Raw genomic sequence first — 25917 nt, 5'->3', positions numbered from 1 at the left:
TCACTTCACCGCCACGGCGTCCTGCAGCAGCGCCTGCTGCCGCTCGCTGAACGCGCGGTAGCGCTGCTGCCAGTCCGACGGCTGCGTCACGCGCGTGATCTGCACGGCGGTCACCTTGTACTCGGGGCAGTTGGTCGCCCAGTCGGAATTGTCGGTGGTGATCACGTTGGCACCGGAGAACGGGAAATGGAACGTGGTGTAGACCACGCCCGGCTGCATGCGCTCGCTGATCGTCGCACGCAGCACCGTCTGGCCCGCGCGGCTCTCGATGCCGACCCAGTCGCCCTCGGCGACGCCGCGGTCCTCGGCGTCCTGCGGGTGGATCTCCAGGCGGTCCTCGCTGTGCCAGCGGCTGTTCTCGGTGCGCCGCGTCTGCGCGCCGACGTTGTACTGGCTGAGGATGCGGCCGGTGGTCAGGATCAGCGGGAATTTCGCGTTGACCTTCTCCGCGGTCGGCACGTATTCGGTCAGCATGAAGCGGCCCTTGCCGCGCACGAACTCGTGCACGTGCATGGTCGGCGTGCCGTCGGGCGCCGCCTCGTTGCACGGCCACTGGATGCTGCCGAGCCGGTCGATGCGCTCGAAGCTGACGCCGTGGAAGGTCGGCGTCAGTCGCGCGATCTCGTCCATGATCTCCGAAGGATGCGCGTAGTCCATCCGATAGCCCATCGCGTTCGACAGCAGCTGGGTGATCTCCCAGTCGGCGTAGCCGCGCTTTCCGTCCGAATTGCGCGGCCGCATGACCTCGCGCACGCGCGAGATGCGCCGCTCGGCATTGGTGAAGGTGCCGTCCTTCTCGAGGAAGGAGGATCCCGGCAGGAACACGTGCGCGAACTTCGCCGTCTCGTTGAGGAACAGGTCCTGCACGACGACGCACTCCATCGACGTCAGCGACGCCGTCACGTGCTGCGTGTTCGGGTCGGACTGCGCGATGTCCTCGCCTTCGATGTACAGGCCCTTGAAGTCGCCGTCGAGCGCGGCCTCGAACATGTTCGGGATGCGCAGGCCCGGCTCGTTCTGCAGCGGCACGCCCCAGGCGTGCTCGAAGCTGGCGCGCACCGCGTCGTCGGAGACGTGCCGGTAGCCGGGGAACTCGTGCGGGAACGAGCCCATGTCGCACGAACCCTGCACGTTGTTCTGCCCGCGCAGCGGATTCACGCCGACGCCCTCGCGGCCGATGTTGCCGGTCGCCATGGCGAGGTTGGCGATGCCCATCACCGTGGTCGAGCCCTGCGAATGCTCGGTCACGCCCAGGCCGTAGTAGATCGCCCCGTTGCCGCCGGTCGCGTACAGGCGCGCGGCCGCGCGCACCGTCGCCGCCGGCACGCCGGTGACGCTCTCGGTGGCCTCGGGCGAATGCCGCCCCTCGGCGACGAAGGCGCGCCACTTCGCGAACGAGTCCGCCTCGCAGCGCTCGCGCACGAACGCCTCGTCGACCAGGCCCTCGGTCACGATCACGTGCGCCAGCGCGGTCACCAGCGCCACGTTGGTGCCAGGCCTGAGCTTGAGGTGATGGTCGGCGCGCACGTGCGGCGTGCGCACGATGTCGATGCGGCGCGGATCGACGACGATCAGCCGCGCGCCCTGGCGCAGGCGCCGCTTCATCTGCGAGCCGAACACCGGGTGGCCGTCGGTCGGGTTCGCGCCGATGACCATGATCACGTCGGCCTGCATGACCGAGTCGAAATCCTGCGTGCCGGCCGATTCGCCCAGCGTCTGCTTCAGTCCGTAGCCGGTCGGCGAATGGCACACGCGCGCGCAGGTATCGACGTTGTTGTTGCCGAACGCCGCGCGCACCAGCTTCTGCACGAGGTAGGTCTCCTCGTTCGTGCAGCGCGAGGAGGTGATGCCGCCGATGGAATCGCGGCCGTAGCGGGCCTGGATGCGCTTGAACTCGGACGCGGCGTGGCCGATCGCCTCTTCCCACGAAACCTCGCGCCACGGATCGCTGATCTTCGCGCGGATCATCGGCTTGAGGATGCGGTCCTTGTGCGTGGCATAGCCGATCGCGAAGCGGCCCTTCACGCAGGAATGGCCGTGGTTCGCGTGGCCGTCCTTGTTCGGCACCATGCGCACGACTTCCTCGCCCTTCATCTCGGCGCGGAACGAGCAGCCGACGCCGCAGTAGGCGCAGGTGGTGACGACGCTGTGCTCGGCCTGGCCCTTGGCGATCAGCGTTTTCTCGCTCAGCGTCGCAGTCGGGCAGGCCTGCACGCAGGCGCCGCACGAGACGCACTCGGAATCCATGAAGCCTTCGTTCTGGCTCGCCGACACCTTCGACTCGAAGCCGCGGCCCTGGATGGTCAGCGCGAGCGTGCCCTGCTGCTCGTCGCAGGCGCGCACGCAGCGCGAGCAGACGATGCACTTGGACGGATCGAAGGTGAAGTACGGATTGCTCTCGTCCTTGACGGCGAACAGCGGATTGGCTTGCTTTTGTCGAGAAGTGCGGCCATGGACGGCCGCTTCTTGATCTTCGCGATCAAGGACGATCGCACTGGTAACGGGAAACACGTGATTGGCGCCGTCATAGCCGTAGCGCACCTCGCGCAGACCGACCGCGCCGGCCATGTCCTGCAGTTCGCAATGCCCGTTCGCCGGGCAGGTGAGACAGTCCAGCGGATGGTCGGAGATGTACAGCTCCATCACGCCGCGGCGGATGTCGGCGAGCTTGGCGTTCTGCGTGGTCACCTTCATGCCCGGCGCGACCGGCGTCGTGCACGAGGCCGGGTAGCCCTTCATGCCGTCGATCTGCACCAGGCAGAGCCGGCACGAACCGAACGCGTCGAGCAGCTCCGTCGCGCAGAGCTTGGGGATGCGGATGCCGGCCTCGGCCGCGGCGCGCAGCACCGAGGTGCCGGCCGGCACCGTCACTTCGCGCCCGTCGATGGTCAGCGCGACCGGCTGCGCGGACGGCGACTTGGGCGTACCGAGATCGAGTTCGACGATCGACAACATGACGCTTTCTCCAACGCCGCTTCTCCCGCGGGAGAAGCGCGCACTATGCCGCGCCGACGCGCGGCTCGAAATCTTCCGGGAAATGCCGCAGCGCGCTGACCACCGGATCGGGCGTCAGCCCGCCCAGCGCGCACAGCGAGCCGTAGCGCATCGTCTCGCACAGGTCGTTGAGCACGACCAGATTGCCGTCGCGCTCGATGCCGGCGCGGATGCGGTCGATCACCTCGACGCCGCGCGTCGAGCCGATGCGGCACGGCGTGCACTTGCCGCAGGACTCGGCCGCGCAGAACTCCATCGCGTAGCGCGCCTGCTCGAGCATGTCGACCGTGTCGTCGAAGGCGACGATGCCGCCGTGGCCGAGCATCGCACCGACCGCGGCGAAGGCCTCGTAGTCGAGCGCGGTGTCGAACCGCGACTCCGGCAGGTAGGCGCCGAGCGGACCGCCGACCTGCACCGCGCGGATCGGCCGGCCCGACCAGGAACCGCCGCCGTAGTCCTCGAGCAGCTCGCGCAGGGTCAGGCCGAAGGCCCGCTCGACCAGGCCGGTACGGCGCAGGTTGCCGGCGAGCTGGATCGGCAGCGTGCCGCGCGAGCGGCCGACGCCGAAGTCGCGGTAGAACGCGGCGCCGCGGTCGAGGATGGTCGGTACCGAGGCGAACGAGATGACGTTGTTGATCACCGTCGGCCGGCCGAACAGGCCCTTGATCGCCGGCAGCGGCGGCTTGAAGCGCACCTGGCCGCGCTTGCCCTCGAGGCTGTCGAGCAGGGAGGTTTCCTCACCGCAGATGTAGGCGCCGGCGCCGAGCCGCACCTCCAGGTCGAAGCGCCGGCCGCTGCCGCCGACGTCCGCGCCGAGCCAGCCGGCGGCGTAGGCGTTGGCGATCGCCGCCTGCAGCGCGCGATGCGCGTGCGGGTATTCGCTGCGCAGGTAGATGTAGCCCTGCGTCGCGCCGACGGCGACGCCGGCGATCGTCATGCCTTCGATCAGGCACAGCGGATCGCCTTCCATCAGCATGCGGTCGGAGAACGTGCCCGAGTCGCCCTCGTCCGCATTGCAGACGACGTATTTGGCGGCTCGTCCGATTCCCGATTCGCGATTCCCGATTCCCGACGGTGCGTCCAGCACCGTCTTCCACTTGATGCCGGTCGGGAATGCCGCGCCGCCGCGGCCGCGCAGGCCGGATTCGGTGACGGTCGCGACGATTTCGGCGCCGCTCGTCACGAGCGCATTGCGCAGGCCGCGATAGCCGCCGTGCGCGACGTAGTCCTCGACGCTGAGCGGATCGGTGATGCCGACGCGCGCGAAGCACAGGCGCTGCTGCCGCGCGAACCAGGCGCTTTCCTCGATCGCGCCCCGATGCAGCGCATGCGCGCGGCGACCGTCCTGCGCGGAAGGAGAAGCGTCGAAAGCGCCGGCCTCGAAAAGGCCCGCCACGTCGTGCACGCCGACCGGGCCGTACGCGACGCGCGCGCCGGCATTGCCGGACTGGACTTCGACCAGCGGCTCGAGCCAGAACATCCCGCGCGATCCGTTGCGCACCAGTTCGATGTCGAGGCCGCGCCGCTGCGCCGTCTCGACGATCGCGCGCGCGACCGCGTCGGCACCCAGCGCCAGTGCGGTGGCGTCGCGCGGCACGTAGACCTTCACGCCGCTCACGGGGCCGTCCTCGCCGCTTCGACCAGCGCGTCGAACGCCGCCGGCGTCACGCGCGCGTGCAGCTCGTCCTCGCCGACCAGCACCGACGGCCCGCAGCCGCAGTTGCCCAGGCAGTAGACCGGCTCCAGGGTGACCGCGCCGTCGGCACTGGTCTGGTGCCAGCCGATGCCGAGCGTGCGCATCGCGTGCGCCTCGAGCGCGCGCGCGCCGAGCGCCTGGCAGGCTTCCGCGCGGCAGATGCGCACGACGCGGCGGCCCGGCGGCGCGCTGCGGAAGTGGTGATAGAACGTGACCACGCCGTGCACTTCGGCGCGGGTCAGGTTGAGCTCGTGCGCGATCAGCGCCAGCGACTCGGGCGGCACGTAGCCGAGCGCCTCCTGCACGCCGTGCAGGATCGGCAGCAGGGCGCCGAGGCGGTCGCGGTGCGCATCGAGCGCGGCGCGGACCGCGGCGGCGACGGCCGGTGCGAGATCGGCGCCGCGGCGTCGCGGCGGATCCATCGGTAGCGGTTGGGCTGCCATGTCATTCCTCGAGTCGCCATCGCGGGGCACGGCCGCGGCGGCCGTTCCCGCGCGGACCGGCGCAGGGCACAATAGGCTTTTTCCGACCTATTCGGGCGCGTCGCTTGCGATCCTGCGAGGACTCTGCCGCAGCGCCCGAAAGTCTACAATAGGCTCCGGAAAGCCTTTTTGGGACTCGGCTCATGTTCAAGGTGGCGATCGACACGCACTGGCAGCTGCGACGCGCCGACGGCACGCCGCTGGTGCCGCGGCTGACCACGCTGCTGGTCGGCATCCAGCGCAGCGGCACGCTCGCGGCGGCCTGCCGCTCGGCCGGGCTGACCTACCGCTACGCCTGGGGCCTGCTGCGCGAAGGCGAACGCGCCTTCGGCTGCAGCCTGGTCGAAAGCCAGCGCGGGCGCGGCGCGCGGCTGACCTCGCTCGGCGAACGGCTCGCCTGGGCCGACCAGCGCATCTCGGCGCGGCTGGCGCCGATGCTCGACAGCCTCGCGTCCGAGGTCGAGGCGGAGATCGAACGCGCGCTGTCGCAGGCGCAGCCGGTGCTGCGGCTGCAGGCCAGCCACGGCTTCGCGGTCGAGACGATGCGCCAGCTGATGATCGACCGCGAGATCCCGCTCGACCTGAAATACCGCACTTCCGACGAAGTGCTCGGCGCGCTGGCCGATCGCCAGTGCGACCTGATCGGCCTGCACCTGCCGATCGGCGTGCTCGAGCCGGCCGCCGCCGCGCACTACGCCGAGCGCATCGGCGCCGACTGGAGCGTGATCCATCTGGCCACGCGGCGGCAGGGCCTGATCGTCGCCGCCGGCAACCCCAGGCGCATCCGCGGCCTGGACGACCTGACGCGGCGCGGCCTGCGCTTCGTCAACCGCCAGCCGGGCTCCGGCACGCGGCTGCTGTTCGACCTCGTGCTGCAGCACGCCGGCATCGACGGCCGCGCCATCGAGGGCTACGAAAGCGTCGAGTACACGCATGCCGCGGTCGCCGCCTACATCGGCAGCGGCATGGCCGATGTCGGGTTCGGCCTGGAAGTGCCGGCGCGCCGCTTCGGCCTGGGCTTCGTGCCGCTGCTGAGCGAGCGCTACTTCTTCGTCTGCCGCGACGAGCTGCTCGACGAGCCGGTCATGCGCGACTTCCTCGCCATGCTCGGCGACGCCGAGCTGCGCGCGAAGATCGCCCGGCTGCCCGGCTACGATCCGTCCGGCGCCGGTCGCATCGAGCCGGCACGCGAGGTGTTCCCGGCCGCGCGCGCGCGTCCCCGCGGCGCGCGCCGCACGTAGCCGATCGCCTACCATGCACGGTCCGCCGCCCGCCGCATTCCGATGAGCAAGCCCTACGATCGCGCCTATTTCGACAAGTGGTACCGCAGCCAGCGCCACCGCGTCGGCTCGCGCGCGCAGCTCGCGCGCAAGGCCGCGCTGGCCGTGCATCTGGCCGAGTACTACCTCGCACGGCCGATCCGCAACGTGCTCGACGTCGGCTGCGGCGAGGCGCCCTGGCGCGCCGCGCTGAAGCGGCTGCGCCCGGACATCGAGTATCAGGGCCTGGATTCGAGCGAGTACGCGGTGCGCCGCTACGGCCGCACGCGCAACATCGGCCTGGCGACGTTCGGCCAGCTCGGCGAGCTGCGCTTCGACACGCGCTTCGACCTGATCGTCTGCTCCGACATGCTGCACTACGTGCCGGCGCCGGAAGTGCGCCGCGGACTGGCCGGCTTCGCCGACCTGCTCGAGGGCGTCGCCTTCATCGAGGTGTTCACCTCGCGCGATCGCGTCGACGGCGACACGCACGGCTACATCGCACGCTCGCCGGCCTGGTACCGGGCGGCGTTCGTCGAGGCCGGCCTGCTGCCGTGCGGCTCGCACGCCTATCTCGCGCCGCGCCTGATGCGCTCGGTGGCCGCGCTGGAGAGCCTGTAGGGCCGCACCGCATGCCCGCTTCGATCTACCGCTTCGGCGCCTTCACGCTCAACGCCTCGACCCGCGAACTGCACAAGGACGGCGCACGCATCGCGCTGCCGCCGCGCGCGTTCGCCTGCCTGCTGAAGCTGATCGAGCAGCGCGAGCGCGCGCTCGGCCGCGACGAACTGATCGCCGCGCTGTGGCGGCACGGCGCGGCCTCGGACGTGCAGCTCGGCCAGCTCGTCGTGCAGTGCCGGCGCGCGCTCGACGACGACGGACAGACGCAGTGGGCGATCCGCACCGTGGCCGGCTTCGGCTATCAATGGGCGGCGGCCACCGTCGCCGAGGAAGCGCCGCCGGTGATGCCGGCCGCGGCCGCCGAAGACACCGCTTCCGCGCCGCCCCTCGCAGCGCCGCCCGGGACGGATGCCGCGCCGCGGCCGCGAAGGCGCGCACGTGCGGCGGCCGTCGCCGTCGCCGCGCTCGGCGCGCCGGCGGCGGCCGCGCTGGCGATCCTCGGCTCGCCGCGACGCGCCGCGCCGGTCGCCACGGGCGACGCCGAGCGCGTGATCGTGCTGCCGCTCGCCGCGGGCGACGGCGAGGACAGCTGGCTGCGCCTGGGCGGCATGGATCTGATCGCCGAGCGCCTGCGCCGCGGCGGCCTGGTGGTGCAGCCGAGCGAACAGACCGTCGGCCAGCTGCGCGCGCTCGACGAATCCGGCGCCGCGACGCAGGACCCGGCCGCCGCCCTGCACCGCGTCGCGCCGGCGGCGACCTGGGTGGAAGGCTCGATCGAGCATCGCCAGGCGCGCTGGTTCGCGCAGGTGCGCGCGACGCACGACGGCAGGCCCGCATCGGCGGCGAGCCACGAGGACGCGACGCCGACCGGCGCGCTGCGCGGCGCGGCCGACCGCCTCGTCGCCGCGCTCGGCCGCGTGCCGGCGGCGGCGGTCGAGACCGAATCCGTGGCCGAGACCCTGCAGCGCGCGCAAGCCGCCCTGCTCGCCAACCAGATCGACACGGCGCGCTCGATCCTGCTGGCCGACGCACGCCTGGCACGCGACGCGCCGCGCCTGCGCCTGCAGCTGGCCGAGGTCGACATCCGCGCCGGCCGGCTCGACGACGCGCGCGCCGCGCTGGACGAACTGCTCGCCGCGCCGGGCGGCGATGCGGTGTTCCGCGGGCAGCTGTTCGCCGCACGCGGCCTGGTCGCGGTGCGCTCGGGCGAGTACGCCGACGCCGGCCGCTGGTTCGGCGAAGGCATCCAGGCGCTCGGCGAGGCCGCCGAACCGCAGCTGCGCGGCCGCCTGCACAACGGCCGCGCGGTCAGCCGCACCTCGCTGGAGGACTACTCGGCGGCGCTGCTCGACTACGGCATCGCGCGCGACGCGTTCCGCCGCGCCGGCGACGAAGGCGGCGTGGCGCGCGTGGACGGCAACATCGGCGCGATGGAACTGCTGCGCGCGCACCCGGCGCAGGCCGAGCCGTATCTGGTCGCCGCGATCGCGCGCTTCGAGACGCTCGGCCTGGTGCAGGAGCGCATCGGCGAACTGCAGCTGCTGTTCGAGGCGCGCCGCGCGCAGCTGGACAACGCGCGCGCCTGGGAGGCGATGGACGCCTCGTGGGCGCAGCGCGCGCGCGTGCCGAGCCCGTACTCGCGCCTGTCGATGCGGCTGTATCGCACGCAGCAGCTGCTGCAGCAGGGCCGCCACAACGAAGCGGGCGAACTGCTCGACGATCCCGCCAACGACGGCCGCCCGGCCGACGTGGCCGAGAACGAGCGCATCCGCCTGCTGCGCGCCGAACTGGCGTGGCGCCGCGGCGACGGTGCCGCGGCGCTGGCCGAACTCGAACCGGTGCCGGTGGGAGCGCTGGCCTCGGCCGACAGCGACCTGATCCGCGCCGACGTCGAGCTGCTGCGCGCGCGCATCGAGCGCGCGCTCGGCCGTCGCGACGCGGCGCCTGCCGGGGCCGACGACGGCTCGGGTCTGGCGGCGGTGCCGAACGCGCGCACGCCGCTGCGCCTGGCCGCCGCGGCCAACCGCGCCTGGGCCGCGGAGCGCAGCGACGCGGCGGCGCGCGGATTCGGCGAGGCCTTCGCGCTCGCGCAGGCGCAGGGCGTGGCGCTGACGATCCTGCGCGTGGCGCAGGACTACGTCGACTTCCTGCTCGCCCAGGGCCGCGTCGACGACGCCGCGGTGATCTCCAACCAGGTCGCGCTGTGGGCGCCGGTCGACTACGACGCGGCGCGGGTGCAGCTGGCGGTCGCACATGCACAGGGCCGGCGCGAAGCCTGGGCGGCCGCGTTCGAGACCGCGCGGCGCCTCGCCGGCGAGCGCGTCATTCCGCGCGCGCTCGGCGTTCCGCCGCCCTGAGCGGCGCGGCGAATGCGATCCGAGCGTGATCCGAGCGCGATCGGAATGCGCCGGCAACACGCCCGACGCAGGCTGCCCGCTCCCGTCCGCCGCGACGCCGTTCCCGGAGTGCCGTCCATGTCCCGTTCCGCCCTGGCCCTGTCCGCCCTGCTCTGCCTGCCGGCGCTGGCCGCGCACGCCGGCGAGGCGCCGCGCTACCACCTGACGCCGATCGAAGTCCCGGGCGCCACCGGGGTCTACGTCAACGCCGTCAACGAGGCGGGTCAGGCGGTCGGCTACTACGTCTCGGACGAGGGTTACAACCAGGCTTTCCTGTTCGACGGCGCGAAGGTGGTCACCCTGCCGCGCCCGGCCGGCCGCGACGAGGCGATGGCCACCGCGATCAACGACTCGGGCCAGATCGTCGGCTACGCCAGCACGATCACCGACGACGGCGCGCAGACCACCGCGCTGGTCTGGAACGCGGCCGCGCCGCAGGACTACCTCGTCATCGGAGACGACCAGTCGCACAAGCTCAATCCCGCCGACATCAACGACAACGGCGTGGTCGTCGGCCTGGCTTCCGTGGACGGCGCGTTCCGGGCGTTCAGCTGGACCCAAGCCGGCGGCCTGGTCGACGACGGCGTGCCGCCGAACGGCCCGGATTCGCAGGCGTACTGGTCGGCGATCAACAACGCCGGCACCATCGTCGGCGGCTGGAACGCGATCTTCGCCGCGACGCACGCGACCACCGGCCAGTTCGGCGCCGCCGGCATCGTGCCGATCGCCGCCGGCGTCGACGACGTCGCCAGCATGGCCCACAACCTCGACGAGGACGGCACCGCCGTCGGCGAGATGGACGTGGACGGCAGCGGCAACTCGGTGCCGGTGACCTTCCGCGACGGCACCGCCAGCGCGATTCCCGGCGCCCTGCTCGGCCTGAGCACCGGCGCCGCCTTCGGCATCAACGCCGCCGGCACCATCGTCGGCCGCGCGCAGGACTTCGCCACGCTGAGCTTCAAGGCGTTCGTCTACGCCGACGGCGTCGCCTACGACCTGCTGCAGCAGAGCGACGGCGACGCGGGCTATCCGTACCTGCTCAAGGCGGCCGCGATCAACGACCGCGGCGTGATCGTCGGCCTCGGCCGCGTCGGCGACTTCCAGGTCGGCAGCTTCATCGCCACGCCGCTCGCGGGCGACGCAATCTTCGCCGACGGCTTCGACGGCTGAGTTTCAGCGCCGGGCGTCTTTCGGTTTACCGGGAAGAACGGCTCTCGCAGAGACGCAGAGGGCGCGGAGAAAAGCTTTTTAAAGTGTCCTTTTCTCTTCTCTGCGTCCTCTGCGTCTCTGCGAGAAATCAGGCTTTGGCCGTCACTTCTTACTCGCCTGCAGCAGCTGCGCGCGCGTCGGCTGCTCGACCGGCACGCCGTCGCGGTCGCAGGCGCCGAGCCGGCACAGCTGTTCGCGCAGCGCGTCGGAACTCTGCGCCAGCACGTGGAACAGCGCGTTCTGCTCCATCGAGCCGCGCACCGCGCCCGCGCCGGGGCCGCGCGCGTAGACGGCCACGTCGTCGCCGCCGTGCGTCTCCGACGACAGCGGCACCAGCGCCTCCTGCTCGTAGTCGGGGCTTTCGGTGTCCACGTCGGTCAGGTTCGGGCGGCCGTCGCGCGCGGCCTGGTAGCCGCTGGCCCGGTGCGGGTAGCGCTTGGCGCCCTCGGGCTGGGAGTCGCTGGCGCCGGCATAGCCGGGGCCGTTGGCGTAGCTGAGCGTGGCGTACGGCAGGCCGATGGCGTCGCGCGCCAGCTCCTTGCTCGGCGCGCCTTCGCCGCTGGAGCCGCGCACCTTGCCGAGGATCGGGTTGCCGCGCGCCGGATAGCCGACGATGTTGAGCGTGTGCGCGTGGTCGGCGGTGACCAGGATCAGCGTGTCGTCCGCCGAGGTCAGCTCGTTGGCGACGGCGACCGCGCGGGCGAACTCGATCGTCTCGGTCAGCGCGCGATGCGCGTTGCCGGCGTGATGGGCGTGATCGATGCGGCCGCCCTCGACCATCAGGAAATAGCCCTTCGGATTCTTCTGCAGCACCGACAGCGCGGCGCGCGTCATGTCGGCCAGGTTCGGCTCGCCGGCCGGATCGGTGGCGCGCTCGATCTCGTACTTCAGATGCTCGGGTTCGAACAGGCCGAGCAGGTGCCGCGTCTTGGCCGGATCGATCGCGGAGAGCTGCTGCGCGTTCCACACGTAGGCGGAACCGGACTTCTTCTTCCACTCGGCGATCAGGTCGCGTCCGTCCAGGCGCTTGCCCGGCAGGCCGTCGTATTCCGGATCGCGCTGCGTGGCCGGCATGAATTCGGTGCGGCCGCCGCCGAGCGCGACGGTGACGCCGCCGCCGAGCGGGAACTCGACCAGCTGGCGCGCGAAGTCGGCGCAGCCGGCCGCGCGTTCGCGCTCGGGCATCTCGACGTCGACTTCCCAGTCGCGGTCCGGCAGGTGGCCGTAGGTGGCCGCCGGCGTGGCGTGGGTGATGCGCGTGGTGGTGACCACGCCGGTCGCCTGGCCGGCCAGCGCCGCCAGCTCCAGCGCGCTGACCAGCTCGTGCCCCTTGCTCGCGGCGCAGTCGCCGCGGTTGGGCACCTGGTCGATGCCGATGTAGCCGGCGCGCGTCTTCACGCCGGTCATGATGGCGGTCATGGTGCCGGCCGAGTCGGGCGTCTGCTGGTCGGTCTCGTAGGTCTTGGAGAGCGCGCTGGCCGGGAAATTCTCGAAGCTGAGCCGGTTCTCCTCGCCGCTGCCGCCCTTGCGCTGGCCGTCGAGGATGCGCGCGGCGGTGATGGTCGGGATGCTCATGCCGTCGCCGAGGAAGACGATGACGTTCTTCGCGTGCGCAGGTCCCGGCGCGTTCGCATGCGCGGCGGCGGCGCCGGCACGGAACCAGTGCGCGGGCGTCTCCTCGCGCGGCTGCACCGCCGGCGGCGGAACGATCGCGGCGAGCGGCGCCGGCGGCGGAGTGGCCGGGCCGGACGTCGCACAGGCGGCGAGGCCGAGGCAGGCCAGCACGCTGGCGGAAAGGACGGACGGGAACGCACGGCGCATGGCGGAGACTCCGAATTCGATCCGTGCAGTATCGGGAATTCGGTTACCGCTTGCCTACAACGGCGGCCTCGTCTGCCGCCGGCCGCCCTGTCGCGACGCGCTCAGGCGCCGGCAGTTTCGCGCCGGCGGCGCGCCCGCCGTTCGCGCCGTTCCGCCAGATGCCGCTCGATCTGCACCACCACCGGACCGGCCGCGCGCACGGCCCGCACCAGTTGGGACTCGCTCAGCCCCAGGCGCTCGGACCAGTAGCGTCGCGAATGCCAGTTCTCGACGTCGACGCGGGCCGTGTCGCACACCGCCGCGCATCCGCCGTCGCCGGACGGGGCGCGGGGCCCGGTAGAAAAAACTGCCGTGATTTGTCGCTCACTGACGAGTTGAGGCTTGTTCAAACGCGTCATGGAACACCTTCCGCCTGCAATGCGCCGCATCGCGTCCGCGATTTGGCTGGATGATTTCCGTTTCGCCAGCGCGCCGTCCTGGCCCCCGCGAAAAGTGAATCAAGTTTCGTGCCAGCAATTACCGGAAGGCGTTGATGTACTTCACATTTCAGTATTCCACTTTGTCACGAAGTGAAACCTTGCCGCGATCAGCGCGGCGCCGGCTCGGCCGGAAGCAGGCGGATTTCGTCGACGGCCCACAGCGGATCGTGCCCCTTGCCGCTGAACCGGAAACACAGGTCGCCGCGGCCCGGATGTGCCGCAAGCGGCGCCGACAAGGTCGTCAGCACCGGGTTCGCCGCGGCGGCGGCGAGCGGCAGCGCGGCCAGCGTCTGCCCGTCGCAGCCGCCGAACCGGACCTGCAGTTCGCCGGGCACCGACGCCGGCGCGGGACGCGGCACGATGTTGCGCACGTCGTTCCACAGCTGGAAGTTGTACGGAAGCTGGCCGACCACCGCCTCGATGCGCGCGATGCCTTCGAGCGGCGCGTCCGGCCAGATCCAGCACGGATCGAACAGGTCGACGTCGAAGAACGCGCGCGCGCCGGCCGGCGGCGCGTCGTCCTCGATGCGCAGGGTCAGCTTGCCGCTGCACTGCTGCAGGCGATCGCTGCCGCGGGCCAGGACGGACCGCGCGGGCTCGAAGCGCAGCACCGGCCCGGCGCGTTGCGTGCCGAGGAAGGCCGCCGCGCGCAGCTCGCCCGTCGGCGCCAGCGATAACGGCTCGCGGTACGCGGGCGAGTCCGCCTGCGGATCGCGGCCGTCGAGCGCGTAGCGGATCGGCAGATCGGACTGGCTCGACAGCGCGACGTCGATGCGTGCGTCGTCCACGGCCGGTTGCGCGGTCGCACGCACCTGGAGCGCGCTGTCGGCCGCGGCGACGCCGAGCGAGCGCCAGCGCGCCATCTGCGGCACCAGCCGCTCGACGAAGCCGGGCCAGTCGTGCGTGCGCAGCGGCGACCACAGCACCTCGGCGAGCGCGGCCAGGCGCGGGAACGCCGCGTGCTCGACGAAGGCGGGCGTGCGCAGGTGCTCGGTCCACAGGTTGGCCTGCGCGCCGAGCACGTGCCTGGCCGCACTCTCGTCGAGCGCCGCGGGCAGCGGGTCGAAGGCGTAGACGTCGGCGAGGCTGCGCACCTCGAAGCGCCCGCCGGGCTCGCCGGCAGCATCGCTCTGTAGGTGGTTGAGGTACAGGTCCGGGCTCGGCGACATCACCACGTCGTGCCCGGCGTGCGCGGCCTCGACGCCGCCCTGCGCGCCGCGCCACGACATCACCGCCGCCTCGGGCGGCAGGCCGCCCTCGAGGATCTCGTCCCAGCCGATCAGCAGCCGGCCGCGCGCGGCGAGGTGCCGCTGCAGGCGCGCGACGAACCAGCCCTGCAGGCGGGCGTCGTCCGGCAGTCCGAGTTCGCGCCGTCGCGCCTGCACGCGCGCCGACGCCTGCCACTGGTCCTTGACCGCCTCGTCGCCGCCGATGTGGACGTAGCGCCCCGGGAACAGCGCGATCACCTCGTCGAGCACGTTCTGCACGAACGCGAACGTCGCCTCGTCGACGTTGAGGAGATAGCTGTGCACGCCCCAGTCCGGCGAGACCGGCGGCGTGTCGCCGGCCGAGCCGAGTTGCGGATAGGCGGCGATCGCCGCCTGCATGTGGCCGGGCACGTCGATCTCCGGAACGATCGTCACCTGGCGTTCGGCGGCGTAGCGCACGACGTCGCGGATCTCCTCCTGCGTGTAGTAGCCGCCGTAGCGCACCGGCTGTCCGTTCGCGTCGGTGCCGGCCGCGCCGGCCGGCCGGCGCCACGCGCCGACCTCGGTCAGCCGCGGATAGCGCTTGATCTCGATGCGCCAGCCCTGGTCGTCGGTCAGATGCCAGTGGAAGGTGTTGAGCTTGAGCAGGGAAAGCTGGTCGATGAAGCGCTTGACGAATTCCACCGGCTGGTAGTGGCGCGCCGAATCGAGCATCGCGCCGCGCCAGGCAAAGCGCGGCGCGTCGACGATGCGCAGCGCCGGCAGTTCGATCGCCGTCGCCGGTGCGGTGCTGGCGGTCAGCAACTGCCACAGCGTCACGCCACCGTAGAACAAGCCGCGCGGCTCGCGCGCGCGAACCACGGCGCGCTGCGCGTCGACGTCGATTTCGTAGCCCTCGCCGGCCGGCGCCTGCGCGTCGAGACGGAACGTGATCGCTTCCGCGTCGATGCCGGTGCCTTCGTCCGTCTGCAGCTGCAGATGCAGCCCGCGCGTCCGGGCCAGCAGGTCGGCGAAGCGGCGCGCGACGCCGACGGCTTCGTCGCTGCGCGCATCGACCCGCAGCGCCATGCCGTCGCGAACGAGGAAATGGCCGGGGCGGCGCTCGACCTGCGCCGGCATCGGCAGCAGCGGCAGGGCCGTCCGGGTGTCCGGGGCGACGGCCGCCTGCCGGGCGCAGCCGCCGCACGAGAGGACCAGCAGCGCGAGCGCGGCGAGCCTTCGTGTCCGGGTCGCGATCACGCGCATCGGCGGTACCTCCGTTCGATCAAAAAAAAACGGGCCGGATTCTCCGCCGGCCCGCAATTCGCCGCGTTGGAGTCGGGGGCGTCGCGCAACGCCGAGGTCCCCTCGACGTTTCCGCGACGTGCGAAACGGAGTTGCGGAACGGGAGTCCGCATCGCCGCGTTCGACGTCGTGCTCGCGTTGGCGGGCACGACGCCGGCGCAGCCTTCCGGACTTTCCCGAGGCGCGCTCAGAAATTCAAGCGCAGGTTCGCCATGTAGCGCTGGCCCGTGGTGTATTCGGCGAACAGCTGCTGCTTGTTGCCGACCGCATACTGGTGGTACTTCTCGTTGAGCAGGTTCATCGCGTCGAACGTGACCATCAGGTTCGGCGTGAAGCGCCAGCCCAGGCTCGCGCTGAGGTCGGTGTAGTCGTCCACCACCGCCGGCGGCGCACCGGCGACGTAGCCGCCGGCGAGGTAGTGGCTGCGCCAGTTGTAGTTCAGGCGCGCGCTGAGCGGACCGTGCTCGTAGTACGGACCGATGCTGATCGAGTTCTTCGACTGGTACGGCATCGGATTGCCCTGGCTGGTCTCGCCGTCGGCGTAGGTGTAGTTGGCCACCACGCCGAAGCCGCTTTCGCCGAACGCCTGCTGGTAGGTCAGCGTGACACCCTTGATCTTGCCGCTGCCGGCGTTGTGCGGACGCGAGACCTGGTAGTCGCAGAAGCCGTCGGCGCTGCAGCCGCCGCTGCCGATCATGCTCGCCCACTGCGTCGGGTCGGTGTCGCGGATCGAGTTGTAGTGGCGTTCGGTCGCCGGCGTGGTGTCGATGAAGTTCAGCACGTGCTTGAAGAACACCGATGCCGCCAGCACCGACTGTTCGGCGAAGTACCACTCGGCCGACAGGTTGAAGTTGGTCGACTTGTACGGCTTCAGGCCGGCGTTGCCGCCGGTACCGGTCAGCACCGTGTCGTTGAGGAAGGTGTTGTTGACCATCTGGTTGTACGGCGCCCACGCGATGACCTGCGCGCCGGCCAGGCGCAGCACGACGTCGCTGGCCAGGTCATAGGCGAGATTGAACGACGGCAGCACGTTGTTCTGCGTCGAGCTCCGGGTCTGCCACCAGCCCGGCTGCGCCGGCAGGCTCGGCGCGATGCTGCCCGGCAGGTTGAAGCCCGAGCCGTCGGTCTTGGTGTGCACGTAGCGCAGGCCGACGTTGCCGCGCCAGCCGTCGCCGCCGAAGTTCAGCTGCATGTACGCGGCGCTGTTCTTCTGCGTCAGCTCCCAGGTGTTGTTGAGGAAGCTGCCCGGATCGGGATGCGCGCGATCGAGCGGGCTGTTGCGGATCCAGCGCAGGATGTTGCCGCGGCCGACCTGGATGTGCCGCGCCTGGTCGCGCGAGAAGCCGCCGAACTCGCCGAGGATGTCGGTGAAGCCGATCGTGCCGACGTCGGCCAGCGTGCCGGGATTGACGCCGCCGTAGACGTTCAGCGCGTAGTCCTCGTCGTGCTTGTTGTAGCGCACGCCGACCAGCAGCTGGTTGAAGAAGCCGCCGAGGTCCTTGCTGAAGTCGAGCTGGCCGTAGGTCTCCTTCGCGTGCGCGGAGAAGATGCCGTTGTTGCCGAGCCAGCCGCCGCCCCAGCGCGACGGGTCGCGGCCGGACTGCGGATCGTCGAGCGTGTAGCCGTTGCGCAGCGTCCAGCTGAAGTCGCCGTAGTAGACCGGCTCGAGCAGGTACTGGCCGATCTTCGGGTTCTCCGACTTGCTGACGCCGGCCTGGCCGCTCAGGCCCCAGCCGTTGCCGTGGTAGTTCAGGCGCAGGTCGGCGCCCTTGGTGGTGACTTCCGACTGGCGCAGCTGGTTGTCGTAGATGATGCCGGCGTTCGGCCCGGACGAATGTCCGCCGACGACGAGGCCGTTGTCGCCCTGCGTCAGATGGTCGACCGCCGCCATCGTGCCGGCGTTCCAGTGGATGAAGTTGTAGACCGACTGGTTGTAGCTGTCGAAGTTCTCGCGGATCCACATGCCGCTGAGGGTCGCGTCGAACTCGTCGCTCGGCTTGAACTGCAGGTTGACCACGGCGCTGTCGCGCTTGCGCGTCTGCTGGAAGTACGCCGCGTTGATCTCGTCGGGCACCAGCGCGTTCGGATCGAGTTCGCCGGCGGCCACCTGCGCCGCCACCGCCGCGCTGTGCTCGGCGTATTCGGCGACCTTGTGGTAGTTGAAGATCTCGATGCCCTGGCGGTCGACCTTCTCCTCGTAGCGCTGCGCGGCGACGTTGAAGCCGAAGGTGCCTTGCGGGTTCTTCCAGTTGTACAGGATGGAGCCGGTCGGCCGGCCGCTGCCGGCCTGGTCGTTGTAGTTGTAGCCGATGGAGCCGGAGATCGTGTTCGCCTCCAGGTCGAGCGGCTGGCGCGTGTGCATCATCACGGTGCCGCCGAGGCTGCCGTCCGGCAGGCGCGCCTCGGGCGACTTGTAGACCTCCAGCCGGCCGAGGATTTCCGGCGCCAGCAAGGTGTAGTCGAAGCCGCGGTTGGGCTGCTCGCCGTACAGCCAGATCGCCTGCGCGACCGGATGGCCGTCGATGAAGGACAGGTTGAGGCTCGGGTCGGTGCCGTCGATGCTGACGCGCTCGCCCTGGCCGAAGCGGCGGTCGATGGAGACGCCGGGAATCGTCACCATCGCCTCGGCGACGTTGGTGTTGGGAAACTTGCCGATGTCCTCGGCGGTGATCGCGTCGACGATGGCATCGGCGTCGCGCTTGGTTTCCAGCGAGCGCTTGAGGCTCTCGCGGATGCCGTGCACGACGATCGTCTCCATTTCCTGTCCCGGAGCCCTGTCGCCCGGCGCACCGGCGTCCTGCGCGGCGTCGGCGCCTTCCGGCGCCGCGGCCTCGGCCGGCGCTCCGGCATGCGCGGCGCTGGCGAGGGCGAATGCGGCGAGGATGCCCGCCGAAAGCAGCGTTCTGTTGTACTGGATCATCTCGTTCCCCTCTCAGGTCTTGGTCTGCTGACGCGTCCGCTGCGCGCCGCTCGCCGGGTCTGGCCGATCCTTGCTCGGTTGCGCCGCGGTCCCCGCAGGCGTGTCCGCGCGGACCGCGCGGCGGGTGGTGGACGGGTGCCGGTCGGAACCGGGCCTGTCGAAATCGGACCGGCCGACGTCGCGCTGGAGGAACCAGCTCGCCGCGCCGATCACGCCCAGGCGCGCGTGCTCGACCAGACGCACCGGCGTGCGCTCCAGCGCCGCGCGCATCGCGCCCTTGTCGAGGAAGCGCTCGACGAAGCGGCTGCGCAGCAGCAGCGGCTTCATCTGCGGCAGCACGCCGCCGGCGAGATAGACGCCGCCGGTGGCGCCGTACAGCAGGGCCAGATCGCCGAGCACGCTGCCGAACCAGCCGCAGAACACCTCGACCGCCTCGACGGCGTGCGCGTCGCTGCGCTCGAGCGCGGCGGCGGTGATCTGCGCCGGCGTCAGCGCGCGCGGCGGCGCGCCGCGCAGCGTGCGCACCGCCACGTGCAGGTTGGCCAGGCCCGTGCCTGACATCACGTCCTCGATCAGCACGCGCGAACCGCGTGCGCGCAATTCGCGCAGCAGGGCGAACTCCAGATCGCTGTCCGGCGCCAGCGTGGCCTGGCCGGCCTCGGTCGCCAGCACCAGTGTCTGGTGCGGATGCGCAATGCGCACCGCCGCGCCGAGCCCGGTACCCGGACCGACCAGCAGCACCGGCCCCGCGCCCGATTGCGCCGGTCCGCTGAGCAGGCTGGCGTCGTCCGCGCCCAGATGCCCGAGCGCGTGCGCGGCGGCCTCGAAGTCGTTGACGATCGCCAGCTCGCGCAAGTCCAGCGCGTCGCGCAGGCCGGAGATCGACACCGGCCACGGCAGGCTCAGGTTGACCACCGCGTCGTCGATGACGTAGCCGGCGATGGCGAGCGCCACGCGTTCGACCGCCGCGCCCGCGTGCGCGTCGCGGAAGGTCTGCACGATCGCGGCCAGGCTGGCGAAGTCGCCGCAGGCGTATTTCTCGTAGCGCGCCACCGTGAAGGGGGCATCACCGCCGGCGGCGGAATCGATCAGGGCCAGGCGCGCATGCGTGCCGCCGACGTCCGCCGCGATCAGCGGCGCGGCCGATGCCGACGCGTGGATTGGCTGCCCCGGTTCGCTGCGCACTCGTCCCTCCGCCCCTCGCCCGCCGCTCGGGCGACGGTGATCTCGGGCGCAGTCTCGAACTCGATGACAACGTTGTCAATCTTGCACTGCAAAATGACGCGTTGTGTAAACGTGGGTAAGTTCCGAGTCGATCCGCGCGCCTTCCGAACGGCGTCCGGAAGCCTTCAGGAATGCTTTCCGGCCAGGGAAGGGAGCCGGAACCTTCATCGCGGCGGCGATCCTGCGCTGCGATGACAACGTTGATACATCGCCGTCATGACCGGACTGGAGCAGCCTCCGCCCGGCCGGCGACGACGGACTCCAAGGGGAGATTCGCACGATGACAGCCGCCGCCGCGTCGAAGCCGCAGGACACGCTCACGCCGATGCTCGTCATCGGCCTGCTGTTCTTCATCTTCGGCTTCGTCACCTGGCTCAACGGTCCGCTGATCCAGTTCGTCGAGCTCGCCTTCGACCTGGACACCGTCAACGCCTTTCTCGTGCTGATGGTGTTCTACCTGTCGTACTTCTTCTTCGCGCTGCCGGCCTCGTGGCTGCTGCGCCGCACCGGCATGAAGAAGGGCATGGCGATCGGCCTGCTGGTGATGGCGGTCGGCGCGCTCGCCTTCGGCGAGTTCGCCGTGCGCCGCTGGTATCCGGGCGCGCTGTCGGGACTGTTCGTGATCGGCGCCGGCGTCGCCCTGCTGCAGACCGCGGCCAATCCGTACATCAGCATCCTCGGGCCGATCGACAGCGCGGCGCAGCGCATCGCCTTCATGGGCATCTGCAACAAGGTCGCCGGCATCCTCGCGCCGCTGGTGCTCGGCGCGCTGGTCATGCACGGCCTGGGCGACCTGAAGACGCAGATGCACAGCGTCGACGCCGCCGGCCGCGCGGCACTGCTCGACGCGTTCGCCGCGCGCATCCACCTGCCCTACGTCGCGATGGCGGTGGTGCTGGCCACGCTCGGCTTCTGGATCGCACGCTCGCCGCTGCCGGAGATCCGCGCCGCCGACGTCAATCGTGCCGACGACGAAGCGCACGCCGGCGCGAAAGGCCTGTCCGCCCACCCGCACCTGTGGCTCGGCGTGCTGTGCCTGTTCCTCTACGTCGGCGTCGAGGTCATGGCCGGCGACGCGATCGGCACCTACGGCCACGGCTTCGGCCTGCCGGCCGACGAGACCAAGTTCTTCACCTCGTTCACGCTGGCGGCGATGCTCGCCGGCTATCTGGCCGGGCTGGTGGCGATTCCGCGCTTCGTCTCGCAGGCGCGCTATCTGGCGCTGTCGGCCGCGCTCGGTGCGATGCTGGCGATCGGCGCGTTCCTGACCACCGGCTACGTCTCGGTCGGTTTCGTCGCCGCGCTCGGCTTCGCCAACGCGATGATGTGGCCGGCGATCTTCCCGCTGGCGATCGCCGGGCTCGGCCGCCTGACCGAAACCGGATCGGCGCTGCTGATCATGGGCATCGCTGGCGGCGCGATCGTGCCGCAGCTGTTCGCCCTGCTGCGCGAACGCTGGGACTTCCAGCTCGTCTTCGTCGCGATCATGCTGCCGAGCTATCTGTACATCCTGTACTACGCGCTGCGCGGGCATCGCGCCGGGCGCCGCTAGCAGCGGCTGGCGACGCGGCCATCACGTCGAGCGCCGCAGGCGGCGTCCGGGGCGTTGCAGAACGGGGCGCGGCTTGCGCCGACGCGACAGCCGCGCAGACGGCCTCAGTGCGCGCCTTCGAGCGCGACGCCGTGCTGCTGCAGCCAGGTCTTCACCGCGTCGCGCTGACGGCGCACGTCGGCACCGAGCACCGAGTCCTTGGTCATGAAGAGGTAGCGCTGGAACGTCACGCCCTGCGCGTTCTTGCGCGTCGGATTCGCGCCGGCGTCGAGCAGCTGCAGCACGCGACCGGCCTCGTTGATCTGCGCGGCGACGTGCAGCGCGGTGTCGCCCTGCCGGTCGGCCAGGTCGACCTTGGCGCCGGCCTTGAGCAGCCGGTCGGCGTTCTCGGCGCGCTCGGCCATCAGCGCCGCCATCAGCGGCGTGGCCTGCGTGATCGTGTTCGGCGTGTCCGGGCTGACGCCGCGCGCGAGCAGCGTTTCCAGCCAGTACGGCGAATCCGCCTGCGCGGCCAGATGCATCGCGGTGGTGCCGCCGGCGTCACCGCGGGTCGGATCGGCGCCGGCCGCGAGCAACGCCTCGAAGCCGCGACGACTCTGGTTCAGCATGGCCCATTGCAGCAGCGGCAGGCCGCGCGCGCCCTGCGCGTTCGGATTGGCGCCGTCGGCGACGAGCTTGCGGATGCGCAGTTCGTCACCGGCCTTGGCGGCTTCGGCCAGCGCTTCGGCGGAAGGATCGGTGAAAGTCTGTTGGGTCGTCATCGAACGGGATCCTGATTGGCCGCAGGCGGCGCCGCAGACAAGGAGAATAAGGCAGGCCCAGCGCGCGAAGCGAGTCGCGCGCGGAAGGCTGAACGAGGGGAGGCGCGGAGTCATTGCCGGGATTGGACGCGAGCCGCATGGGGCACGGGGTCCCGAGCATAGCGAAGCCCGCGGACTTCGCTACGCGAACGCGAGGGGACTACCAGTTCCAGGGCAGCAGCTTGCTGGCCTTCTCGCCGACCCACTTGGCGCCGTCGGAGACCTTGTCGCCGACCCACTGGGCACCTTCGACAGTCTTCTCGCCGACCCACTTCGCTCCCTCGACGGTCTTCTCTCCGACCCATTTCGCTCCCTCGACGGTCTTTTCGCCCACCCACTTGGCGCCTTCGACGGTCTTTTCGCCGACCCACTTCGCACCCTCGACGGTCTTCTCGCCGAGCCACTGTGCGCCGTCGCCGACCTTGTCGATGCCCCACTCCAGGCCGTCACCGAGCTTGTCGGTGGCCCAGGCGACGCCCTTGCCGACCGCGTCGGTGCCCTTGCTGAGCAGGTTGCCGCCGCCTTCGATCAGGCCGGCGACGAAGTTGGCCGGCGTCTCGAGGCCGACCGACTTGCCCAGATCGCGCACCAGCTGTCCGCCGGCGTCGGTGGCGTTGCGCACGACCTTGCCGGCCGTCGACACGCCGTCCTGCACGACCTTGCCGGCCAGATCCAGGCCGCCGTCGACGACGTCGCCGGCGATGCTGGCGGTGCCTTCGATGAACTTGCCGTTGGCGAACTCGTTCTGCACCACGCCGCGGATGTCGCCGGCGGTGTTCTTGACCACGTCGATGCCGTCGGTGACGACGTCCTTGACGCCGCCGATCAGGCTGCCGAGCGTGTTGAACTCGAACTCGCCGAGGTTCTGCACGGTGTTGGACAGCAGCCCCGGGTTGGTCGCGTCGTACGGCGTGCGCGTGCGCAGCGCCTCGACGTAGGAGGTGCCGTCGCCGCTGCCGCCGTGCGCGCCGATCACCGGCGTGGTGCCTTCCGGCAGCGCGATGCGCAGCTCGTGGCCGACCGCATTGGGCGGCGAGATCGTCAGCGGGGTGAACGGCACCGGGATCGCCGGGATGTCCTGCTGCGCGAGCGTCAGCGGATCGGAATTGACCGTGTAGCGCCGCACCTGGCCGCTGTCGGCGACCTGGTCGCGCGCCTCGTTCGGGTTGAAGCCGAGGCCGCGCAGGGTCTCGTTGCTCAGGCCGGCGGAGTTGAACGTCACCGCGCTGGCGTCGGTGGCGAGCGCGGCCGCCGAGGCGAGACCGCCGCCGAGCGAATGGCCGGTGAACACCACGTTGCCGTCGCCGAAGGCGACTTCGGCCTTCTTCGCCAGGCTGATCGCCTGGTTGTACTGCTTGGTGTCGAGGCCGAACGCCTGCGTCGCGTCGGCGCCGAGATCCGGCAGCTCGGACGGGTTCGTGCCGGCGTAGGCGACGACGTACTGGCCCTGCGGGTTCTGGTAGATCGCGGCGCGGAAACCGGTCGAGGGATCATCGAGCGCGGCCGGATCGATGTTGACGCGATTGCCGTTCGCATCGACGAGGTGATCGGGGTTCTCGCCCGGCGCCGGCTGCAGGCGCGTCCAGCCGGCGGCCTTCAGCTCGGTTTCGGACTGCGTGCCGGTCGCGTGCGTGGTGCCGTCCGGCAGGCTGTAGGAATCGTTGGCCATCTGCGCCATCTGCAGATCGGTCTGCTGCTGCGGACTGGTGCCGCCGACCTGATCGCTGAAGCGGCCATCGCCGACCGGCGTGGGCTGCGTCGACTGCGGCTGCAGCTGGGAGCGCGGCGGCTCGGGCGGCGGCAACGAGGACAGCCGTGAGGCGGAGTCGTAGGCGTTGATCGCGGACATGGCACCACCCGGGCATTACGGACGATGCCGCAGCTTCGCAGGCCGTCCAGCCACGGCCTAGCTAGGAAAAACCCTACCTAGGGCGGGGCCTGCCGCCCCCCGGCGGGCCGGTTCCGGCGGCGTCGCCCGTTTCCCGATCCGGTGGCGGCCGCTAGGATGGCCCCAACAGGCTCCAAGGCGGTCCCGGTGAACCGACCCACGATCAAGGACGTCGCACGGCACGCGAAAGTGTCGCTGAAGACGGTTTCGCGCGTCATCAACAACGAGCTCTCGGTGCGCGAGGAGACGCGCGAGCGCGTGCAGCGCGCCATCGACGAGCTGGACTACGAACCGGACCAATCCGCGCGCAGCCTGCGCAGCGCCACCTCGTACGCGCTCGGCCTGGTCTACGACAATCCCAACCCGTACTACGTCATCAGCGTACAGAACGGCGTGCTCGCCGCCTGCCGCGACCAGGGCTTCGGCCTGCAGATCCACCCCTGCGACTCGCGCGTGCCCGACCTCGCCGACGAGCTGCGCGAGCTGGTGCGCCGCGCCCGCCTGGCCGGGCTGGTGCTGGCGCCGCCGATGTCCGAGCGCATGGACCTGATCCGCCACCTCGCCGGGCACGGCATCCGCCTGGTGCGGATCCTGTCTGCCGCCGAGGATCCCAACGACGGCTACCCCTGCGTCTACGTCGACGACCGCGACGCCGCCTACGACATCACCGAGCACCTGATCCAGCTCGGCCACCAGCGCATCGGCTTCCTCTGGGGCGGCGCCGAGCACCGCTCCAGCCCGGAACGCTTCAAGGGCTACGAGGCGGCGCTGAAGGCCTACGACATCCCGCTCGACAAGAAACTGGTGATCCCCGGCGACTACTCGTTCGAAGACGGCTTCCGCGGCGCCCGCCGCCTGTTCGCGCTGCGCGACCGCCCGACCGCGATCTTCGGCTCCAACGACGAGATCGCCGCCGGCGTGCTCGCCGCGGCAAAGGCCAACGGCATCGACGTGCCGTACGAGCTGTCGATCGCCGGCTTCGAGGACAGCCCGTTCTCCAAGCAGAGCTGGCCGGCGCTGACCACCGCCAAGCAGGCCACCGAGGACATCGCCCGCCACGCCGCGCTGCGCCTGATCGCCGAGCTGCGGCCTTCCGCCGGCGCGCCGCCGCCGGCCAACCGCGGCTTCAGCCCGCAGCTGGTGATCCGCGATTCGACCGCACGCGTGCGCATCGCCGCTTCGTCCTGACACGGAGCCGTTCGTGCCCGCGATCTCCGTCCGGGACGCCTGGATACGCAGCGACCGCGGCCGCCTGTTCGCGCGGCGCTGGAATCCCGCGCCGCGGAACGACCGCGCCGCCGTGGTGCTGCTGCACGATTCGCTCGGCTGCGTCGAGACGTGGCGCGACTTCCCGGCCCGCCTCGCGTCGGCGAGCGGGCGCGAGGTAGTCGCCTACGACCGCCTCGGCTTCGGCCGCTCGGATCCGCATCCGGACCGGCTCGGCTTCGACTTCGTCCACGACGAGGCGCGTACCGGCCTGCGCTGCCTGCGCGACCAGCTGGGCCTGGAGCGCTTCGTCGCGTTCGGCCACAGCGTCGGCGGCGGCATGGCGATCGCCGCCGCCGCGCAGTCCGGCGCGGACTGCATCGCCCTGATCACGGAGTCGGCGCAGGCCTTCGTCGAGGACCGCACGCGGGAAGGCATCCGCGCCGCGCGGCAGGCTTTCGCCGGCACGGACCGGCTCGAGCGCCTCGCCCGGTACCACGGCGACAAGGCCGCCTGGGTGCTCGGCGCGTGGATCGACACCTGGCTGGCGCCGGAATTTGCCGGCTGGAACCTCGATGCGGACCTGCGCGCCGTGCGCTGCCCCGCCCTGGTGCTGCACGGCGACCGCGACGAGTACGGCTCGGCGCGCCATCCGCAGCGCATCGCCGGCGGCGTGGCGGGACCGGCCGACACGCATCTGCTGCCCGACTGCGGCCACGTTCCGCATCGCGAACGGGCCGAGGGGGTGCTCGATCTCGTCGCGCGCTGGCTGGATCGCCTGCCGCCCGAGACGGACGACGCGCGCAACCGCCTCAGCGATTCCACGACCTGAACACGGCGCTGTCGCGCAGCGGCCGGTACCGCTCGTCCTGCATCCG

General features: G+C 71.1%; 16 protein-coding genes and 1 pseudogene. 7 read left to right on the top strand and 10 right to left on the bottom strand.

The genetic code is table 11. The annotated features are described in order from the left end of the window. From fdhF to ACFO6Q_RS04800, 3 genes are read right to left on the bottom strand one after another with little or no spacing between them, the layout of a single operon-like run. Positions 1 to 2955: a formate dehydrogenase subunit alpha gene (fdhF, locus tag ACFO6Q_RS04810; protein ID WP_380019414.1), complete on the bottom strand. Its 2955-nt coding sequence runs from the start codon at positions 2953 to 2955 to the stop codon at positions 1 to 3. Between the two features lie 43 nt (positions 2956 to 2998). Continuing rightward, positions 2999 to 4612 (bottom strand): formate dehydrogenase beta subunit, encoded by a 1614-nt coding sequence (locus tag ACFO6Q_RS04805; protein ID WP_380019413.1) that lies wholly within the window; start codon positions 4610 to 4612, stop codon positions 2999 to 3001. Beyond that, entirely contained in the window at positions 4609 to 5133 is a 525-nt protein-coding gene (locus tag ACFO6Q_RS04800) for a formate dehydrogenase subunit gamma (protein WP_380019412.1), read from the bottom strand. Before ACFO6Q_RS04800 ends, ACFO6Q_RS04805 begins: the two co-directional genes overlap by 4 nt. Before the next feature lie 182 nt (positions 5134 to 5315). Between ACFO6Q_RS04800 and ACFO6Q_RS04795 the strand changes: the two genes are divergently transcribed. The 4 genes from ACFO6Q_RS04795 to ACFO6Q_RS04780 all read left to right on the top strand — a co-directional run bounded on the left by ACFO6Q_RS04795 (position 5316) and on the right by ACFO6Q_RS04780 (position 10618). After that, positions 5316 to 6413, top strand: a complete 1098-nt coding sequence (locus ACFO6Q_RS04795; RefSeq protein ID WP_380019411.1) for a substrate-binding domain-containing protein — start codon at positions 5316 to 5318, stop codon at positions 6411 to 6413. A gap of 42 nt (positions 6414 to 6455) precedes the next feature. Then, positions 6456 to 7052: a class I SAM-dependent DNA methyltransferase gene (locus tag ACFO6Q_RS04790; RefSeq protein WP_380019410.1), complete on the top strand. Its 597-nt coding sequence runs from the start codon at positions 6456 to 6458 to the stop codon at positions 7050 to 7052. Between the two features lie 11 nt (positions 7053 to 7063). Beyond that, positions 7064 to 9409 carry a winged helix-turn-helix domain-containing protein gene (locus ACFO6Q_RS04785; RefSeq protein WP_380019409.1) on the top strand — a complete coding sequence of 782 codons (2346 nt, stop codon included), beginning with the start codon at positions 7064 to 7066 and terminating at the stop codon, positions 9407 to 9409. Positions 9410 to 9526: 117 nt separating this feature from the next. Beyond that, on the top strand, positions 9527 to 10618 hold the full coding sequence (locus tag ACFO6Q_RS04780; RefSeq protein WP_380019408.1) for a hypothetical protein: 1092 nt from the start codon (positions 9527 to 9529) through the stop codon (positions 10616 to 10618). A 141-nt stretch (positions 10619 to 10759) separates the two neighbouring features. Here ACFO6Q_RS04780 and ACFO6Q_RS04775 read toward each other — a convergent pair whose 3' ends face one another. From ACFO6Q_RS04775 to ACFO6Q_RS04755, 5 genes and pseudogenes are all read right to left on the bottom strand, one after another. Continuing rightward, positions 10760 to 12478 (bottom strand): alkaline phosphatase, encoded by a 1719-nt coding sequence (locus tag ACFO6Q_RS04775; protein WP_380019407.1) that lies wholly within the window; start codon positions 12476 to 12478, stop codon positions 10760 to 10762. Positions 12479 to 12579: 101 nt separating this feature from the next. Next, a complete protein-coding gene (locus ACFO6Q_RS04770; protein ID WP_380019406.1) occupies positions 12580 to 12876 on the bottom strand; it encodes a DUF3606 domain-containing protein in 297 nt (98 codons plus the stop codon). A gap of 188 nt (positions 12877 to 13064) precedes the next feature. Continuing rightward, positions 13065 to 15410: a beta-N-acetylhexosaminidase gene (locus ACFO6Q_RS04765; RefSeq protein WP_380019405.1), complete on the bottom strand. Its 2346-nt coding sequence runs from the start codon at positions 15408 to 15410 to the stop codon at positions 13065 to 13067. Between the two features lie 226 nt (positions 15411 to 15636). Then, on the bottom strand, positions 15637 to 18366 hold the full coding sequence (locus ACFO6Q_RS04760; protein ID WP_380019695.1) for a TonB-dependent receptor: 2730 nt from the start codon (positions 18364 to 18366) through the stop codon (positions 15637 to 15639). A 186-nt stretch (positions 18367 to 18552) separates the two neighbouring features. Beyond that, a pseudogene (locus tag ACFO6Q_RS04755) lies at positions 18553 to 19530 on the bottom strand (glucokinase); the annotation flags it as partial. 343 nt (positions 19531 to 19873) lie between these two features. On the opposite strand from ACFO6Q_RS04755, the gene ACFO6Q_RS04750 reads away from it, so the two are divergent. After that, positions 19874 to 21145 (top strand): sugar MFS transporter, encoded by a 1272-nt coding sequence (locus ACFO6Q_RS04750; RefSeq protein WP_380019404.1) that lies wholly within the window; start codon positions 19874 to 19876, stop codon positions 21143 to 21145. A gap of 104 nt (positions 21146 to 21249) precedes the next feature. Here the strand turns inward: ACFO6Q_RS04750 and ACFO6Q_RS04745 are convergent, their stop codons facing one another. After that, positions 21250 to 21906, bottom strand: coding sequence for an ankyrin repeat domain-containing protein (locus ACFO6Q_RS04745; RefSeq protein ID WP_380019402.1), 657 nt, complete (start codon positions 21904 to 21906; stop codon positions 21250 to 21252). A 199-nt stretch (positions 21907 to 22105) separates the two neighbouring features. After that, positions 22106 to 23794, bottom strand: a complete 1689-nt coding sequence (locus tag ACFO6Q_RS04740) for a Tle-like phospholipase domain-containing protein (protein WP_380019401.1) — start codon at positions 23792 to 23794, stop codon at positions 22106 to 22108. 156 nt (positions 23795 to 23950) lie between these two features. On the opposite strand from ACFO6Q_RS04740, the gene ACFO6Q_RS04735 reads away from it, so the two are divergent. Next, a complete protein-coding gene (locus tag ACFO6Q_RS04735; protein ID WP_380019400.1) occupies positions 23951 to 25021 on the top strand; it encodes a LacI family DNA-binding transcriptional regulator in 1071 nt (356 codons plus the stop codon). A 13-nt stretch (positions 25022 to 25034) separates the two neighbouring features. After that, positions 25035 to 25871 (top strand): alpha/beta fold hydrolase, encoded by an 837-nt coding sequence (locus ACFO6Q_RS04730; protein ID WP_380019399.1) that lies wholly within the window; start codon positions 25035 to 25037, stop codon positions 25869 to 25871. The last annotated feature ends 46 nt before the right edge of the window (positions 25872 to 25917 follow it).

Origin of the sequence: Dokdonella ginsengisoli, from assembly GCF_042652785.1 — a bacterium.
Taxonomy (GTDB): domain Bacteria; phylum Pseudomonadota; class Gammaproteobacteria; order Xanthomonadales; family Rhodanobacteraceae; genus Dokdonella_A; species Dokdonella_A ginsengisoli.
The sequence above is the reverse complement of the archived record's forward strand: the minus strand, read 5'-3'. Positions and strand labels throughout refer to the sequence as shown.

Bases quoted from the DNA above. Each gene is read 5' to 3' on its own strand.
- fdhF (WP_380019414.1), bottom strand. From the start codon at position 2,955: ATGTTGTCGATCGTCGAACTCGATCTCGGTACGCCCAAGTCGCCGTCC.
- ACFO6Q_RS04800 (WP_380019412.1), bottom strand. From the start codon at position 5,133: ATGGCAGCCCAACCGCTACCGATGGATCCGCCGCGACGCCGCGGCGCC.
- ACFO6Q_RS04795 (WP_380019411.1), top strand. From the start codon at position 5,316: ATGTTCAAGGTGGCGATCGACACGCACTGGCAGCTGCGACGCGCCGAC.
- ACFO6Q_RS04790 (WP_380019410.1), top strand. From the start codon at position 6,456: ATGAGCAAGCCCTACGATCGCGCCTATTTCGACAAGTGGTACCGCAGC.
- ACFO6Q_RS04785 (WP_380019409.1), top strand. From the start codon at position 7,064: ATGCCCGCTTCGATCTACCGCTTCGGCGCCTTCACGCTCAACGCCTCG.
- ACFO6Q_RS04780 (WP_380019408.1), top strand. From the start codon at position 9,527: ATGTCCCGTTCCGCCCTGGCCCTGTCCGCCCTGCTCTGCCTGCCGGCG.
- ACFO6Q_RS04775 (WP_380019407.1), bottom strand. From the start codon at position 12,478: ATGCGCCGTGCGTTCCCGTCCGTCCTTTCCGCCAGCGTGCTGGCCTGC.
- ACFO6Q_RS04770 (WP_380019406.1), bottom strand. From the start codon at position 12,876: ATGACGCGTTTGAACAAGCCTCAACTCGTCAGTGAGCGACAAATCACG.
- ACFO6Q_RS04765 (WP_380019405.1), bottom strand. From the start codon at position 15,410: ATGCGCGTGATCGCGACCCGGACACGAAGGCTCGCCGCGCTCGCGCTG.
- ACFO6Q_RS04750 (WP_380019404.1), top strand. From the start codon at position 19,874: ATGACAGCCGCCGCCGCGTCGAAGCCGCAGGACACGCTCACGCCGATG.
- ACFO6Q_RS04745 (WP_380019402.1), bottom strand. From the start codon at position 21,906: ATGACGACCCAACAGACTTTCACCGATCCTTCCGCCGAAGCGCTGGCC.
- ACFO6Q_RS04740 (WP_380019401.1), bottom strand. From the start codon at position 23,794: ATGTCCGCGATCAACGCCTACGACTCCGCCTCACGGCTGTCCTCGTTG.
- ACFO6Q_RS04735 (WP_380019400.1), top strand. From the start codon at position 23,951: ATGGCCCCAACAGGCTCCAAGGCGGTCCCGGTGAACCGACCCACGATC.